The organism is Deltaproteobacteria bacterium (assembly GCA_019308925.1).
Lineage (GTDB): Bacteria > Desulfobacterota > B13-G15 > B13-G15 > RBG-16-54-18 > JAFDHG01.
In genome coordinates this window covers 1-15,132 of the sequence record JAFDHG010000059.1, presented here as the reverse complement: position 1 = coordinate 15,132, position 15,132 = coordinate 1, and the positions used below count along the sequence as shown (strand labels likewise).

Sequence of the window (15,132 nt, the reverse complement as noted above, 5' to 3'; positions counted from 1 at the left end):
GGCGATGAGGCTTTCTAAAAAAAGGACCAAAACGGAGACGATCATAGAGGCCCTGGAGGAATATATTCGATGGCGGAGATTGAGGGAGGTTATAGATAATGCAGGGCAATTGGATTTTTCGAACGATTGGGAAAGGGTGAGGCATGAAAGATAAGGTCTTGGTGGATACATCCATCTGGATCGAATTTTTTAAAAAAAAAGAAACGCCCATTAAAGATGACGTGGTCCAACTCTTAAAGAGAGGAGATGCATGTTATACGGGGATCATTGCCTTGGAACTTTGCAGGGGTGCGAGGACAGAAAGAGAGGTTTCAGTCCTCGATAACCTTTTTTTGAGCATCGAAAAGATTACAGAGAGGGAAGATACTCACAAAAGGGCAGGTCTTATGGGCCTTGATTTGGCCCAAAAAGGGATAACTGTGGGGGCTGTAGATCTGTTGATCGCCCGCTTGGCCTTGGAAAATGATCTCTTTCTGTTTAGCTTTGATGAGCACTTTCACATCATAGCCAAATGGTTTCCTTTGAGACTCTACAAGTTATGAGAGCTTAGATTAAGAAACATATGCCGTCCCATTTGATACATGTATTAATTATCAGTTCCCTCTTTGCTGCCACCCTCTTTTCTCCTCCTGTATATTTTTGGTCCCCTATCTTACAGGTTATCCTCTTGTGTTGGGGATTATTTCTCTTTTTCTATGATGGGGTAAAAAAGGGGGGGCTGGAGATCAAAAGGTCTTCTTTTCCCCTTCCCCTTTTGATCTTTTTTGTCCTGGCCGTCCTTTATACCTTTAAGTCTATAGACTATGCCCTGAGCTGCGATTTCTTCTTCCAACTGGTCAGCTATGTGGCGATATTTTTTCTCATCGCCCAGATTTCTTCTCCTCGAGAGGCCCGCAGAATCGCCCTGGCCATAGTTATCCTGGGTATCCTGACCTCTCTATACGGCCTCTATCAATACCTTTGGGGCTTCCAAAATCTCATCGATAAGATAGGGGAGGGAGAACTTTCTCATATCTGCCCCCTTATCGAAGAGATCCTCGGTCGTTTGGAGGGCGGGCGGGTCTTCGCCACCTTTTTGTTGCCCAGCCATTTTGCTGCCTTTTTGGGGATGAGCATCCTGCTGAGCATAGCCTTCATTATCATCGTTCGCAAAGGATGGAGAAGATATCTTTTTGGAATGGCCCTGGGGCTGCAGATCTTTGCCCTCTATCTGACCAAGTCCTTCAGCGGGTGGGGTTCCCTGATCCTCGCTTGTGGATGCTTTGCCTTTATCTATCTGGGTTATGTAAAGAGGCCAAAAATTAGGTATCTGGCCTATTCTCTCGGCGGTCTTGTTTTGCTTTTGGCCCTGATCTTTGCTGGGTTGACCCTAAAGAGGCCGGATAACCCCTTTGCCCCCATCAAGAGCAATCCTCTGGTTCTCAGGGTATTAAATTGGGAGACTACCATAGATATGATCAGGGATGAGCCCTGGGTAGGGAAGGGGCTGAATACCTTCGGTCTCATCTATCCTTCTTACCAAAGGCCTGGGGTAAATATAGTACATCATTCTCACAATACCTACCTCCAGTTGGGGGTGGAGATGGGGGTGGTGGGAATGATGGCCTTTTTGTGGTTTGCCTGCTGGTGGTTTTGGCGCAGCCTGCTCGTCCTCAAAGAGACGGAAGATAGGGAGTCAACGGTCTGGGTGGGTTCTGTCATGGTGGCAGGTCTGGCCTTTTTTCTCCATCATGCCTTCGATTTTGAGTTTTACCTGCCCAATGTCACACTGGCGGGATTTGCCGTTCTGGCCTTGGCCATAGGTGCTAAGGCGAATGATAGGGTATATAGAATAGCTCTGGAGGGGAGGAGGAAGACGATCTTCACCTTTTTGGGGTTTGCCGGAGTGGTAGCGGTTTCGATTGTTTTGCTCCTTCAATTGTATGGGCAGATGCATTACCAGAGGGCAACATGTCGCCTCGAGTCAGGGTCCTTTTTTGCGAATGAGGCCGCTCTGGAGCTCAAAAGGGCCATACGCCTCGACTCCAAAAATAGCCAATACCATCACCGGTATGGGGTGTTGCTCTTTCAAAAGCTTTCCCGCCACAAGGAGGGGATCTCTGAGGTGCAGGAGGCCATAAGATTGAGTCCCTGGCGCCATTACTACCACTTCGATTTAGGGATGATGTACTTGATCTCGGGGCAAGAGAAAAAGGGAGTGGAGGAGATCAAAAGGGCCTCCCAGCTCTATCCCCTCAATGAGGAGTACCATCAATTCTTGAGGGGCATCTATCTCCAGAGGGGAGAGAACAACTTGGCCTACCAGGAGGAGAAATGGATAGAGAGGATACAGAGGCAGGAGGGAGTAGATTGAGGGCAGTCTCTGTGGTAATTCCCATCTTTAATGAGGCCCAAAATATTGATCCCCTTTATAAAGAGTTAAAGACTGTCATGGAGGGGATGGGAGTAGCGTATGAGGTCATCTTTGTCGATGACGGCAGCGATGACGGCAGTGGCGAGGTCCTGCAGAGATTGGTCCAGCAGGACAAAAGGATTAAGGTCATCCAGTTTAAGAAAAATTTTGGGCAGACCGCAGCCATCACTGCAGGGGTGGAACATACAGAGGGGGAGATAATTGTCACCCTGGATGGAGATGGTCAGAACGATCCCCGAGACATGCCGCGGCTTTTGAAGAGGTTGGAGGAGGGCTATGACGTGGTCAGCGGTTGGAGGAGGGAGAGGAAGGAGCCCCTTCTCAAGAGGAGACTCCCCTCCATCTTGGCCAATAGGTTGATTTCCTGGTTGACCAGGGTTAAGCTGCACGACTATGGATGTACCCTCAAGGCATACAGGAGGGATGTCCTGAAGGATGTGCGGCTTTACGGGGAGATGCATCGCTTCATCCCTGCCTATGCCTCCTGGGTTGGGGCGAGGATTGCAGAGGTAGAGGTGACTCACCGCCCCCGCAGATATGGGAGGTCCAAGTATGGCCTTTCCCGGACCATAAGCGTCATCTTGGACCTCATAACCATCCTGTTCTTACAGCGTTACTCTACCAAGCCCATTCGCCTCTTCGGGGGTGCGGGGATGATCTTATTGGGTCTGGGGATCTTGACAGGTCTGTTCGTCTTATGCCGGAGGGTCTTTTGGGGAGGGGTCTGGATAAGCCCCATGATCTTGATCTCTTTTCTCTTTGCTGTCATGGGTATCATGTTTACCCTCATGGGTCTCATTGCAGAGATCATTATCCGTACCTACCACGAGTCCCAGGGGAAACCGATCTATGTGATAAAATCGACGCTGAACTTTGATTGAGCATCTGATAAAAATTGGTTGGTGGAGTTGAAAGGCATCGAGGGGTCAACCTTCAATAAGGGTTCAAGGATTCCAGGGGTCTAGGATTCTAGAGAAAGACTAGCAAAGGTCGTCAACTCGAACCCATGAATCCTTGGCTAAATTCCCTCCCCCTTGATCGTTCGGCCCAGAGGCTCTCGACGGGTGGGGGAGGGCTAGGGTGAGGGTAATTATACAGATGAAGAAATCGGACAATATAGCCAGAATTCTCAGAAAAAGACCAATCGATGCAGAGAAATTGTTATGGAGGCATTTAAGGGCAAAGCAGATGAATGGATTTAAGTTCAGAAGGCAACAGCCGATTGACAACTGTATAGTTGATTTTGCCTCTTTTGAGAATCGGATAATAATAAAAGTAGATGGTGGGCAGCATGCAGTTGAGAAAGAGAGGGACATTGAAAGAGACAATTATCTTAAGAGACACGGCTTTAAGATTTTAAGGTCTTGGAACAATGATGTTTTGACAAATATAAGTGGAGTGTTAGAGGTAATAAAGGAGAATTGTTTATCTCACCCTCCCCTAACCCCTCCCGTCAAGGGAGGGGAAGATGAAGGGGGTTCAGGCCAAAGAAGAGGAAGTAATAATATCAAAAATTGCCCTGCACTTGAAAACAAAAGACAAACCAAAAACATTAGGTTGAACAAATTGATAAAATCAATGGATTACAAATTGCGAAGAACTCACTATAGTTAACTTTTTGAGAGGAACCAAATAAGATTATGTGCGGTATTTGTGGGTTTTGTTTTTCAGATAAGAGACAGGTGGGCTTCGATGTCCTGAGAAAGATGACCTCGGCCTTAGAACACAGGGGGCCAGATGAAGAGGGGTATTATGCCGATGCAGGGATTGCTCTGGGTCATAGGAGGTTGAGCATTATCGACCTTGATACAGGGAAACAGCCCATCCACAACGAGGATAAGACCATATATGTTGTATTTAATGGAGAGATATATAACTTTCCAGAGCTAAAAAGGGGGTTAGAGAAGAGGGGACATAGGTTTTACACCAAGACGGACACAGAGGTACTGGTTCATCTCTATGAAGAGATGGAAGAAAGATGCCTGGAGAGGCTCAACGGGATGTTCGCCTTCGCCATCTGGGATGGGAGGAAACGCAAGCTCTTTCTGGCCCGGGACAGGATAGGGATCAAACCCCTTTATTATGCCTTTGACGATCGCAATCTTTCTTTTGCCTCAGAGTTAAAGTCCCTGCTTAAGGCCCCTTTTGTAGATCGCAGTCTGGATTTAGAGTCCTTGGGCCTTTATCTTACCTACGATTTCATCCCTGACCCTTATTCTATAGTTAAGGGGATACGCAAGATTCTCCCAGGTCATTACCTCGTTTATAGAGATGGCCAACTGGGAGAGGGGACCTATTGGGACTTGGACTTCAGGGATAGGTGGGAGAAAAGGCTATCAGAGGAGGATATATGCGATGAAATCTGGTCACGCTTCAAGAAATCGGTCCAGATGCGATTGATCAGTGATGTCCCCCTGGGGGTCCTTTTGAGCGGTGGGATTGATTCTACCTCCGTAATCGCCGCCTTGAGAGAGGAGGGGGTAGATGATATCAAGACCTTTTCCATCGGCTTTGAAGACCCCTCCTTCGACGAGTCTGCCTTTGCCCGCCGCGCCGCGGCCTTTTTTGGTACCGACCATTATGAAGAGATTCTCGATCCCAAAAAATTATTGGACATCTTGCCTACGGTAGCCTCCCTTTTGGACGAACCCTTGGCCGATGCCTCCATTATCCCAACCTTTTTGTTGAGCCAGTTTACGAGAAGGAGCGTAAAGGTGGCCCTGGGGGGGGACGGAGGGGATGAGATCTTCGCTGGCTACCCCACCTATCAGGCCTTTCGTCTGGCCCAGATTTATGCCAAGGTCCCATCTTGGTTGAGAAGGAATCTGGTGGAAAGATGGGCTATGAAGTTGCCCGTCTCTTTTGATAACATGAGTCTTGATTTCCGGTTGAAGAAGTTTATCAGGGGGATCCCCTATCCGCCGATCATCAGGAATTATGTCTGGTTGGGGACCTTCTCACCGGAGGAAAGGGGGAAGATATTAAACGCCGAGATAAGGGCCGAGTTGGGGGGATTGGATGAGTTTGGCATTTTAAACAGTTACTTAGATGGGAAGTCCTTTGATTCTCTCTTGGGGAAATTGTTATTCTTGGACATGAAACTCTATCTTCAGGAGGGGGTCTTGGTCAAGGTGGACCGGGCCAGCATGGCCAACTCCCTGGAGGTAAGGGTCCCCTTTCTGGATCATCACTTCGTCGATTTTGTCACAGGGCTCCCAGAGGGTTTAAAATTGAGAGGCCTGACCACCAAATACATCTTTAAGAAGACCATGAAGGACAAGCTCCCCAGAGGGATAGTCTTCCGTAAAAAGAAGGGGTTTGGTATACCGGTGGCCAAGTGGATCGCCGGGGATCTAAGGGATTTATTCTTGGATGTCTTTTCCGAAGATAGGATCAAGAGGCAGGGGATCTTTGATCCGACAGCCATCCAGGGGTTATTGGCAGACCACCTCGCTAGACAGGTGGATAACAGGAAGAAGCTTTGGAACCTCTTCATATTTCAATTGTGGTGGGACAATTATGGATAGAAAAACCTTAATTCAGAGGTCTTCTGGGTGATGGGAATTTCGGCTAATGATGTGGATAGCAGATTAAAGTATCTTATTTGGGTGATCACGGGCATCCTTGTCTTGCTTTATGGTGTTCAAAGGATCTGCTGTTTTGACATCTGGTGGCACCTGAAAACTGGGGAATGGATTCTTAACAACCATGCCATTCCTCACAAGGATTTTTTTTCCTATACCTTTGCTGGCCACGAGTGGACAGACTTTGAATGGCTCTTTCAAGTCATAGTCTATCCGATCTATTCTACCCTTGGCCTTTCAGGCCTGATCGTCTTCAAGGCCTTAATCATCGCCATCCTTGTGTTCTTCCTCTATAAAAATATAAATCTTTTAAGTGGAGGGAAAGAATGGATTGTAGCCTTTTTTCTCATCGTAGGCCTAAATGTGATCAGGCAGAGATTTATGGTTCGGCCTCAAGTAGTCTTTCTTCTCTTTTTATGTCTATATTTTTACATGCTTAACTTGTACTTCATCAAAGGGAAAAGCTATCTATACCTCCTACCCATACTACAGATACTGTGGGTAAACATCCATGGAAGTTTCCTCTTAGGTATCGGATTAATGTTCGTCTATACTTTTTCATACTTTGTTTCTTTGGCCTGGAGCCAACGAAACGATCTAAAGCCAGTGTTTAAGGATCGGAAATTAAGGGCCTTGATGATCAGCACATTGTTGGTAATACTAGTTTCCTTTGCCAGTCCTTACGGATATAAGACCTTCACTGTTCCCTTTGCCACTGCAGCGGAGCAGGAGGCCAAGAGATACATCGTTGAGTGGATACCGTTTTCGCCCAAATCCCTCTTGATCTTTTTGCCAGATTTCACCATCTGGTTCAAGGGGCTCTTTATTATAGGCATCTTTTCCTTTTTCCTACGGAGGGAAAACCTGAAAAAGATAGAGCACCTTCTCATTTTTGCTCTTTTTTCCTACATGGCCTTCAGTTACCACCGTTTTATTGGAGCATGGGGAGTGGTGATGTGTCCCATTGTCGCCTTCAATATAGCCCAGTCTTTTTCTTCGGTAGCCTATAAAAAGAAGATGATTCAATACGTAAAGTGGGTTCCTGCCTTTATTATTGTTTTTTTGTCGTTCTATGTCCTTTGGTTTACAGGGGAATACAGACGTATTGGTTTTGGTTTAACAGAAGGAAGTTATCCCAGCGGTACTGTAAAGTTCATCGAGGATCATGGATTGAAAGGAAATATATTTAATCACTATGACTATGGTGGATACCTCATCTGGCATCTTTACCCACAACTAAAGGTCTTCATTGATGGTAGGACCCCCACTATTTACGATAAAGATTTTTTTTGGTCCTGCCGTCAGGGGTTAAATAATGAGAAGGCCTGGAGAAGGTTGCTAGAAGAATACAGTATTGATATGGTCCTTATAAAGGACAACAGGGTGCAAGGATATATGATGTTCGTAAAACGTCTTGACGATGACCCTGACTGGATATTGGTTGCCTTTGATGAGGTGTCTATGCTTTTTTTAAAAAATGTTCCTAAATTTAGGAGTACTATAGAAGGGTATGGCTATAAATTTTTCCGCCCTGCTGATTTTAACATGGGTTATGTCAAGGAGCAAAAAGGGGATAAGGAGTTTTTGACCAAGCTTATCAAAGAACTTGAGGAAACGAAAGGTAAGGGGAATTGCACTCCATTTTATACCAATTATGCCTTAGGCTCGGTCCATTTGCTCTGGGACGGTGAAGAACATCTGGAGAAGGCACTAAATTTGTTCCAAATAACCCTGAAGGAAAAGCCGAGCTCTCCGCTGGGGCTGTATAATCTGGGTATAACTTTGTTAAGACTAAAAAGGTATGATGAGGCCATCAAAGAACTTAAAAAGGTAATAGATATCAACCCTTCTTTCCCTGACAGTTATTATCAATTGGGCGTTGCTTACTATAGAAAGGGCGAATATAGCCTTGCCCTTAAATATCTGGAGAAGTATAAAGATTTGAAAGAGGATGAAATGGAGGTAGGGGCCTATGAATACATGGGCTTGGCCTATTTGAAGACCTTTCAGCTCCAAAAGGCGGTTAGCTGCTTTCTACGGGAGAATTACCTCTCAGAGCCAGCCTTTGCTATCTATCAAAACCTGGGCATCGCATATTTCGGCTTAAGGGAATATAGGAAGGCCAGCAAATACTTTCAAGAGGCTTTAAACTTAAGACCAAATGATATCAAACTCCTCTATGATCTTGGTATTTGCCATGAAAACCTTAAAGAAACGGAAAGGGCCTCGACAATCTTCAAAAAATTGATTAATCTCCCCGCACGGACAGAGGAAGAAAGGGACTTGGTCGAAAGGGCAAGGAGGAAGCTAGAAAAGTGAATATGGCACAAAAAGGATCATTTAGGAAATGGAACGAGGAAATGGTAAATAAGTATAATCCCGAGGACTATATCTTCCACTCAAATGTTCTCGTGAGATTAGTAGAGTTGAAGCGGTTCAGGAAAATAGTGGATTTTCTTTCCTTGAACAACATGGATGACCTTCTGGATATAGGATGTGGAAGTGGATACCTGCTAAATCAAGCGATCTGTAAACGAGGAGTCGGGGTAGACATATCTGATTTGATGGTGAGAACTGCAAGAGCAAATTGCAAAAGTAATGTAAGAAAGTTTATTGTCCAGGCAGATGTTGAAAGCCTTCCTTTTAAAAACAGGAGCTTCAATAAAATAGTTTCTACGGAGGTAATTGAGCATATCCTGCATCCCATGGCTTTGTTAAAAGAAATAGAGCGTGTCTCGAAGGATAACGCATTAATTATCATCACCATTCCTAATGAGAGATTAATCAACCGGATAAAGAGCGTAATCTTTTCCTTTGGACTTTATAAGTTCTTATTCAGGAAAGGTTATCGCCCTTCCCGGAAGATGGAAGACGAATGGCACCTCCACACCTTTAATATTAATAAGTTTAAGGAATTAATCGAAGGAAGGTTTATCATTAAAAAGACCATCGCCATTCCTACAATATTCTTCCCCTTGCGCTATATATTCCATCTGGGTTTAAAGAGGGTTTCCTAATAGGGTATCTTTTAAAAAATTTCCCATCTCAAAGGCATGGTTTTAGGCAACCAACACACCATGTTGACTTTCTTCCCTTGGGTATCTATTATGATTTAAATAAAATTGGTTCTTCTCCCATTTGGCTAGCGGAATTGAAAGGATTCAAGGGTTAAAAATGAATGGATTTGATCCTTGAGTCCCTCTTTGGGAAATGGTATTTTCATCAGAAGGGGCTGAAGGTAAATCCTCATGAGATTCTCAGGAGGGCAAAAGTGAGCACTGGGCTGGATGAGAGGGGGGCCTTGGAAAAGAGGGCTGCAGAGGATATTTTAAATTCTCAAAAGGCCATCGCCTTGACCGGTGCAGGGATTTCGGTGGAAAGCGGTGTCCCTGACTTTCGCAGTGCAGGGGGGTTGTGGAGCAAATATGATCCTGAAGAATATGCCCATATCAGTGCCTTCCGGTCTAATCCGGAAAAGGTTTGGCGGATGTTAAAGGAAATGATAGAATTGGTTATGGGTGTTGAACCTAATCCCGCCCATGTTGCCTTGGCGGAACTGGAACAGATGGGCCTTTTGAGTTCTGTGATCACCCAAAACGTGGATGGGCTTCACCAAAGGGCGGGGAGTAAAGAGGTTATAGAATTTCACGGTTCCAACCAATGGTTGGTGTGTTTGGAATGTGGGCATCGCCGAGAGACAGCCTCTCTTTCCTTAGAAGACATCCCTCCCCGATGTCCTGAGTGTGGTTTCATCCTTAAGCCAGACGTCGTCTTCTTTGGCGAACCCATCCCATGGGAGGCCCAAACCAAGGCCTTTGAGGAGGCGAGGACGTGTGATCTGGTCTTGGTAATAGGGACCTCAGCGGTGGTCTACCCTGCTGGGGGGATACCCATTGTGGCGAAGAGAAACGGGGCCAAGCTAGTAGAGATAAATATGGAGCCCACAGCCCTGACCGGTTCCGTATCTGATTATCTCCTCCAAGGACCTGCCGGTAAGATACTTCCCAAGATCGTGGAGGAGATAAGGGAGAAAATTTCTTGAAGGTATCCAGCTCGGAATCACATTTGGAGATAAAAAAGATGGATTTGCTACGGAGTTTCGTTTGACGTTGAAGGCAACGGTTTAGGATGGTATAATGGGCTTGCAATTTCAGGGTGAGGCACTGCTATATTTTGAAAGACATCGGGAAAAAGGTTGATTGAGATATAGAACCATAGGGAGAAATAAAAGAGGGATTATTGCAGAAGAACTTAAATTTTGAAGATATAGAGGAAGCTAAGGCCCTCTTTGGTCCCCATAATGATCATTTGAAGGCCATAGAGAGAAATCTAGAGGTAAAGGTACACACCAAAGGGGGAAGAATTGTTATTGAAGGGGATGAGTTAGACGTTGAGCTGGCCAGTAGGCTGTTAAGGGAACTTCAAAGGCTCTTAAATAAGGGTTATCCGATCTATGTCAGCGATATCGATTTTGCCATCCGGATCCTCTCAGGAGACAGCTCGGTCAATCTGGAGGATATCTTTCTAGATACGGTATATATCTCCTCCCAAAAAAGGGTCATTACCCCCAAGAGTGTAGTGCAAAAAGAATATATCAATGCAATCAGAAGGTATGATATGATAATAGGAATAGGGCCTGCGGGCACTGGCAAGACCTATCTGGCCATGGCTATGGCCCTTGCCTTCTTGATGAAGAAGGAGGTGAAGCGCATCATCTTGGCCCGTCCTGCTGTGGAGGCAGGGGAAAAGCTGGGTTTTCTGCCAGGGGATCTCTATGAAAAAGTCAACCCTTATCTGAGACCCCTCTATGATGCCCTTAATGACATGTTGGATTTTGATCACGCGTCAAAATTGATGGAAAGGGGAATTATCGAAGTGGCTCCCTTGGCCTTCATGCGGGGCAGGACATTGAATGATTCTTTTATAATCTTAGATGAGGCGCAAAATACCAAGCCGGAACAGATGAAGATGTTCCTCACTAGGATGGGTTTTGGCTCTAAGGTGGTGATCACCGGTGATATCACCCAGGTGGATCTGCCTGACGGGAAGACTTCAGGCTTGATCCAGATTCAGGATATCCTAAAGGGAATTAAGGGCATACAATTCATTTACTTCAGCGAGAAGGACGTCATCAGACATCACTTGGTCCAGGATATTATCAAGGCCTATGAGGGAGCCGAGATACAAGGCAGATCCATGGAGAGTTGAAGGTATGAAGACAACGGACCGGGCGAAAAGAAAGGGGGGAATCTTCCCCCTTTTACTGTTATGGGCGAAAATAAAGGGTAGACCTCTTTTGCGCACCTTCAAGAGCCCCCGTGTACAGAGGTGGCTTTTGTTGATTGTTGTCTCTTTGTCCGTTGCTACCTTCTTATCACCCACCTTAGAGGTGGCCCCTCCCAACTATAAGGTAGGAGATGTAGCTGTAAAGGATGTCATATCAGACCGCGATCTTTTGGTAAAGGACAAAACGGCCACCGAGAAAAAGAGAGAGGATGCAGCAAATAAGGTCCTCCCTGTCTATGATTATGACCCTTCGGTGATACCAGAGGTTGAAGGGGTTATACACTCTGCCTTCTCCTTAATGAGGAGATATAGGGCAGGGGAGGCGCAAAAGGGAGAAAGAGACCTAAAGGGAGAAGTGGAGGCGACTCTGGGTTTTCACCTTGCTCCTCATGAATATCAGGCCTTAAAAGATCATCGCTTTAATGGGAAGGTATTAAAAGGCATAGTAGATGTAATTGCCCCCCTGATGAACAAGGGCGTAGTGAGCAACAAGGAGCTCCTCCTGCAGGAGGAGGGGATTGTGGTGAGAGATATCAAAACTGGGGAGGAGGTGATAAAGAGGGATTTGCATTCTCTCCTCGATTACCACGAGGCCAAAGAGGTGATTAAAAAGACCCTTGAAGGTCCTCAGGTGATGGATATCCCTGCGGATCTCAGGGGGGTGATTTTGAAGGCCGCCCATAATCTCATCTTTCCCAACCTCACCTTCAACAGGCAGGAGACGAACAGGAGGAGGCAGCAGGCGCGTAACCGCGTAAAGCCTGTCCTTTTCCAGATCAAGAGGGGAGAGGTACTGTTGGAAAAGGGGGAGAGGGTGACAGAGGAGGGTCTCCTCAAACTAGAGGCCATCCGCGAAGGGTGGCACAAGGGCAATACACTGGTGATGATCTTGGGACTTATCTTTTTAACGTGTTTTTTTGTTACGACATTTTACCTATTTTCCATGAAGAACATCAAAAAGGTATCCCTTGCCAACAAGGACATTCTCTTCTTTGTCCTCGTATTAATCTCCTCTTTGGGTATGGCAAGGATTTCTGTCTTTGTCGCCGAGGCCCTTGCCAACACCTTTGCTCGGTTTCCCCTCAGCTCTTATTACTACTTCTTCCCTATAGCTGCCGGAGCCATGTTGATCAGGATAGTGCTTAATTCCGAAGTAGCCTTGGTCTACTCCATCTTTGTCAGCCTCTTCAGCGGTCTCCTATTGAGGGAGGGGATTTTCCTTCCCATATTCTATCTTATCGGAAGTATAGCAGGGGCCCACAGCGTAGCCCGCTGCGATCAGAGGTTTAATCTGATAAAAGGTGGCCTTATAGTGGGATTGACCAATCTCCTCCTCATCTCCTTTCAGGGGATGATCACCGCCAGGATCTTTGAGATAGAGGCCCTGTTTGACCTATTGATGGGATTGGCAGGGGGGGCAGTTGCCGGGATGGTTGTGGTGGGGGTGGCCCCGGTAGTGGAGTCGATATTTGGTTATACGACAGACATCAAGTTATTGGAGCTGGCCAATTTGGATCAACCGACCTTGAAGGAGTTGCTCATGAAGGCCCCGGGGAGCTACCATCACAGTATGATCGTGGGGAGTTTGGTGGAGGCAGGGGCCAAGGCCATCAACGTCAATCCGCTGCTTGCCAGGGTGAGCGCCTATTATCACGATATCGGCAAGATAAAAAAACCGCAATACTTTATCGAGAACCAAATGATAGGGAATAACCGACACGATAAGCTCACCCCTAGCATGAGCAGTTTGATCCTCGTCTCCCACGTGAAGGATGGGGTTGAGCTGGCAAAGAGGCACAAGTTGGGAAACAAGATCATCGACATCATCAGGCAGCACCATGGCACCAGACTCATCAACTATTTTTATCAAAAGGCCAAGGAGCAGGAGGATCCAGGGGTACAAGAGGTGGATGAGAGGGATTTCAGGTATCTCGGACCTAAGCCGCAAACAAAGGAGGCGGGGCTTGTGATGTTGGCTGATGCCGTGGAGGCTGCCTCCCGCACCCTGGAGAACCCCACCCCCGCCCACATCCAAGGGCTGGTCCAAAAGATCACCAATGACATCTTCATCGATGGGCAGCTAGACGAGTGTGAGTTGACCCTGAAGGATCTCCATGAGATTGCCAAGAGTTTTAATATCGTCCTCAATGCCGTCCATCACCATCGCATAGAATATCCGGAGGCTCAGCCAGAAGGGGAGAGACAGAAGAATGGAGGTGTTGGTCCAAAACCGGCAAAAGAGACAAAGGGTAAGGCCCGAAGAGGTAAAGAGAATGGCCGGAAGGATATTAAGCGACTTGGGGTGTCAAGAGAAAGAATTGAGCATCCTTCTGGTCGATGACGATGAGATAACGCAACTCAACCGAAAATATCTATCCCGAGACCATCCAACTAATGTTCTCGCCTTTGCCATGGGGGAGGGTGAGGATAGGGAGCTGAACCCATATCTCTTGGGTGATGTGGTCATATCGACGGAGACAGCCCATAAGGAGGCCCGGCAACGGGGTCTCACCGTACAGGAGGAGATGGCCCTTCTGCTCGTTCATGGGATCCTCCACCTCCTGGGTTATGAACACGAGGGTGCTCCTGAGGAGGCCGCCAAGATGCAGGCCAAGGAACAGGAGGTCCTGGCTTGTTTAGGCCTTGCAGGGAACCATCCAGAGGGGTTATAATCCTTTCCTCCTTTATAGATATATTTATACCAAAAAGTACGACAGGGATGGTAGATCTTGTATACTACCTTCATCCACCACGGCATTTCAATTTGCACAGGCTCAATCACCACCTCTCCCCCCTCTACCTTGACCAGCACCCAGTGATAGAACCCCCCCCATTCAGGGGTCTCATGTAATGGTGCTCCACCCCCAGCGGTGATCACATAATGGACCCCCTCCATGGTTGTGTGATAGTAGAGGTGGACATGGCCCATAAATACGGTATCGACCTGGTAGGAACTCATCAAGGAGAGGAATCTCGACCTCTCACCTTTGGCCTTAAAGGTGCTGTGGTAAAACCTGGAGGGATTAAAAGGGGGGAAATGCATAAAGATAAAGGTATGGCGGATCTGTGCAGGCCTACCCCTTAATCTTTCCTCAAGCCAAGATAGCTGCCTTTCCCCTAAGCCGCCGTTAATGTTTTCCAACATGATAAACCGACACCCTTTGTAATCAAAGGAATAATAAGTCGGGCCAAATCTTTTAAGGTATTCTCTTTTTCCCTCTTTATCGACCTCGTGGTTTCCGATCACTGCAAAGGTGGGAATATCCAAGGTGGAAATCATCTTAATATATTCCTCATACTGATCTTTTCTGCCAGAGAAGACAAGATCGCCCGTGTTTACCAGGAGATCTACGGGATGCCTTTTGATGTCTTGGGTGATCCTCTTGAAGATGACGTCGCAGAAGAAGGGGCCTGCCCTGTTATCACCGCCTGCCCTGTTATCACCCACCACGGCAAAGCTGAAATTTCCTCCCCCCGTTGTCTCCTTTAAGTGCGCCATGCTCCTCAAGTTTAGAGGAGAGGGATTTGCGCCAAGGCCTAGCCCATGAAGACCCTGGCAATAGAATATGGAGAAGAGGCTCAGGAAAAGGCCTAAGGCCAGGAACCAAAATAGCCTTTCATATCCTTTTTCACTCATGGGTTTCCTTCACCTTTTAACCTTCAACTACTTCTTTTCTGTTTTTGTGGATCAACACCAGGTTCCGGATGTAGATGAATGCCCCCATACTCTGCCCCACGATGAAGACGGGATCTTTGATATGGATTGCATAGGTCAAGAGGGTCAAACCTCCTAGAAGGCTGAGGTACCAAAAGTAGATGGGGATGACGCTTTTTCCCTTCTTCTCCGAG

The 15,132-nt window shown here is 46.7% G+C and carries 13 protein-coding genes; 11 read left to right on the top strand and 2 right to left on the bottom strand.

Annotated elements, in window-relative coordinates; genetic code table 11:
• Positions 1-143 precede the first annotated feature (143 nt).
• The 11 genes from JRI46_09855 (at position 144) to ybeY (ending at position 13,955) form a co-directional block, all read left to right on the top strand.
• Positions 144-542 carry a PIN domain-containing protein gene (locus JRI46_09855; protein ID MBW2039883.1) on the top strand — a complete coding sequence of 133 codons (399 nt, stop codon included), beginning with the start codon at positions 144-146 and terminating at the stop codon, positions 540-542.
• Between the two features lie 20 nt (positions 543-562).
• The gene (locus JRI46_09850; GenBank protein ID MBW2039882.1) at positions 563-2,353 is read left to right on the top strand and encodes an O-antigen ligase family protein; all 1,791 of its coding nucleotides are present in this window, start codon (positions 563-565) and stop codon (positions 2,351-2,353) included.
• On the top strand, positions 2,314-3,294 hold the full coding sequence (locus JRI46_09845; GenBank protein ID MBW2039881.1) for a glycosyltransferase family 2 protein: 981 nt from the start codon (positions 2,314-2,316) through the stop codon (positions 3,292-3,294). The genes JRI46_09850 and JRI46_09845 overlap by 40 nt, the downstream gene beginning before the upstream one ends.
• Positions 3,295-3,511: 217 nt before the next feature.
• Positions 3,512-4,027 (top strand): endonuclease domain-containing protein, encoded by a 516-nt coding sequence (locus JRI46_09840; protein MBW2039880.1) that lies wholly within the window; start codon positions 3,512-3,514, stop codon positions 4,025-4,027.
• A 26-nt stretch (positions 4,028-4,053) separates the two neighbouring features.
• Positions 4,054-5,940 (top strand): asparagine synthase (glutamine-hydrolyzing), encoded by a 1,887-nt coding sequence (gene asnB, locus JRI46_09835; protein ID MBW2039879.1) that lies wholly within the window; start codon positions 4,054-4,056, stop codon positions 5,938-5,940.
• 27 nt (positions 5,941-5,967) lie between these two features.
• Positions 5,968-8,316 carry a tetratricopeptide repeat protein gene (locus JRI46_09830; protein MBW2039878.1) on the top strand — a complete coding sequence of 783 codons (2,349 nt, stop codon included), beginning with the start codon at positions 5,968-5,970 and terminating at the stop codon, positions 8,314-8,316.
• Positions 8,313-9,014 carry a class I SAM-dependent methyltransferase gene (locus JRI46_09825; GenBank protein MBW2039877.1) on the top strand — a complete coding sequence of 234 codons (702 nt, stop codon included), beginning with the start codon at positions 8,313-8,315 and terminating at the stop codon, positions 9,012-9,014. The genes JRI46_09830 and JRI46_09825 overlap by 4 nt, the downstream gene beginning before the upstream one ends.
• Before the next feature lie 161 nt (positions 9,015-9,175).
• Positions 9,176-10,039, top strand: coding sequence for an NAD-dependent deacylase (locus JRI46_09820; protein MBW2039876.1), 864 nt, complete (start codon positions 9,176-9,178; stop codon positions 10,037-10,039).
• Positions 10,040-10,221: 182 nt separating this feature from the next.
• Positions 10,222-11,205, top strand: a complete 984-nt coding sequence (locus JRI46_09815; GenBank protein ID MBW2039875.1) for a PhoH family protein — start codon at positions 10,222-10,224, stop codon at positions 11,203-11,205.
• Positions 11,206-11,209: 4 nt separating this feature from the next.
• A complete protein-coding gene (locus JRI46_09810; protein MBW2039874.1) occupies positions 11,210-13,624 on the top strand; it encodes an HDIG domain-containing protein in 2,415 nt (804 codons plus the stop codon).
• Positions 13,557-13,955 carry an rRNA maturation RNase YbeY gene (gene ybeY, locus JRI46_09805; protein MBW2039873.1) on the top strand — a complete coding sequence of 133 codons (399 nt, stop codon included), beginning with the start codon at positions 13,557-13,559 and terminating at the stop codon, positions 13,953-13,955. Before JRI46_09810 ends, ybeY begins: the two co-directional genes overlap by 68 nt.
• On the opposite strand, the gene JRI46_09800 is transcribed toward ybeY, so the two are convergent.
• Positions 13,850-14,782 carry a metallophosphoesterase gene (locus JRI46_09800; protein ID MBW2039872.1) on the bottom strand — a complete coding sequence of 311 codons (933 nt, stop codon included), beginning with the start codon at positions 14,780-14,782 and terminating at the stop codon, positions 13,850-13,852. The genes ybeY and JRI46_09800 overlap by 106 nt on opposite strands.
• A gap of 154 nt (positions 14,783-14,936) precedes the next feature.
• Positions 14,937-15,132: lipid-A-disaccharide synthase N-terminal domain-containing protein (locus JRI46_09795; protein ID MBW2039871.1), on the bottom strand; the 196-nt coding region annotated here is incomplete at its 5' end.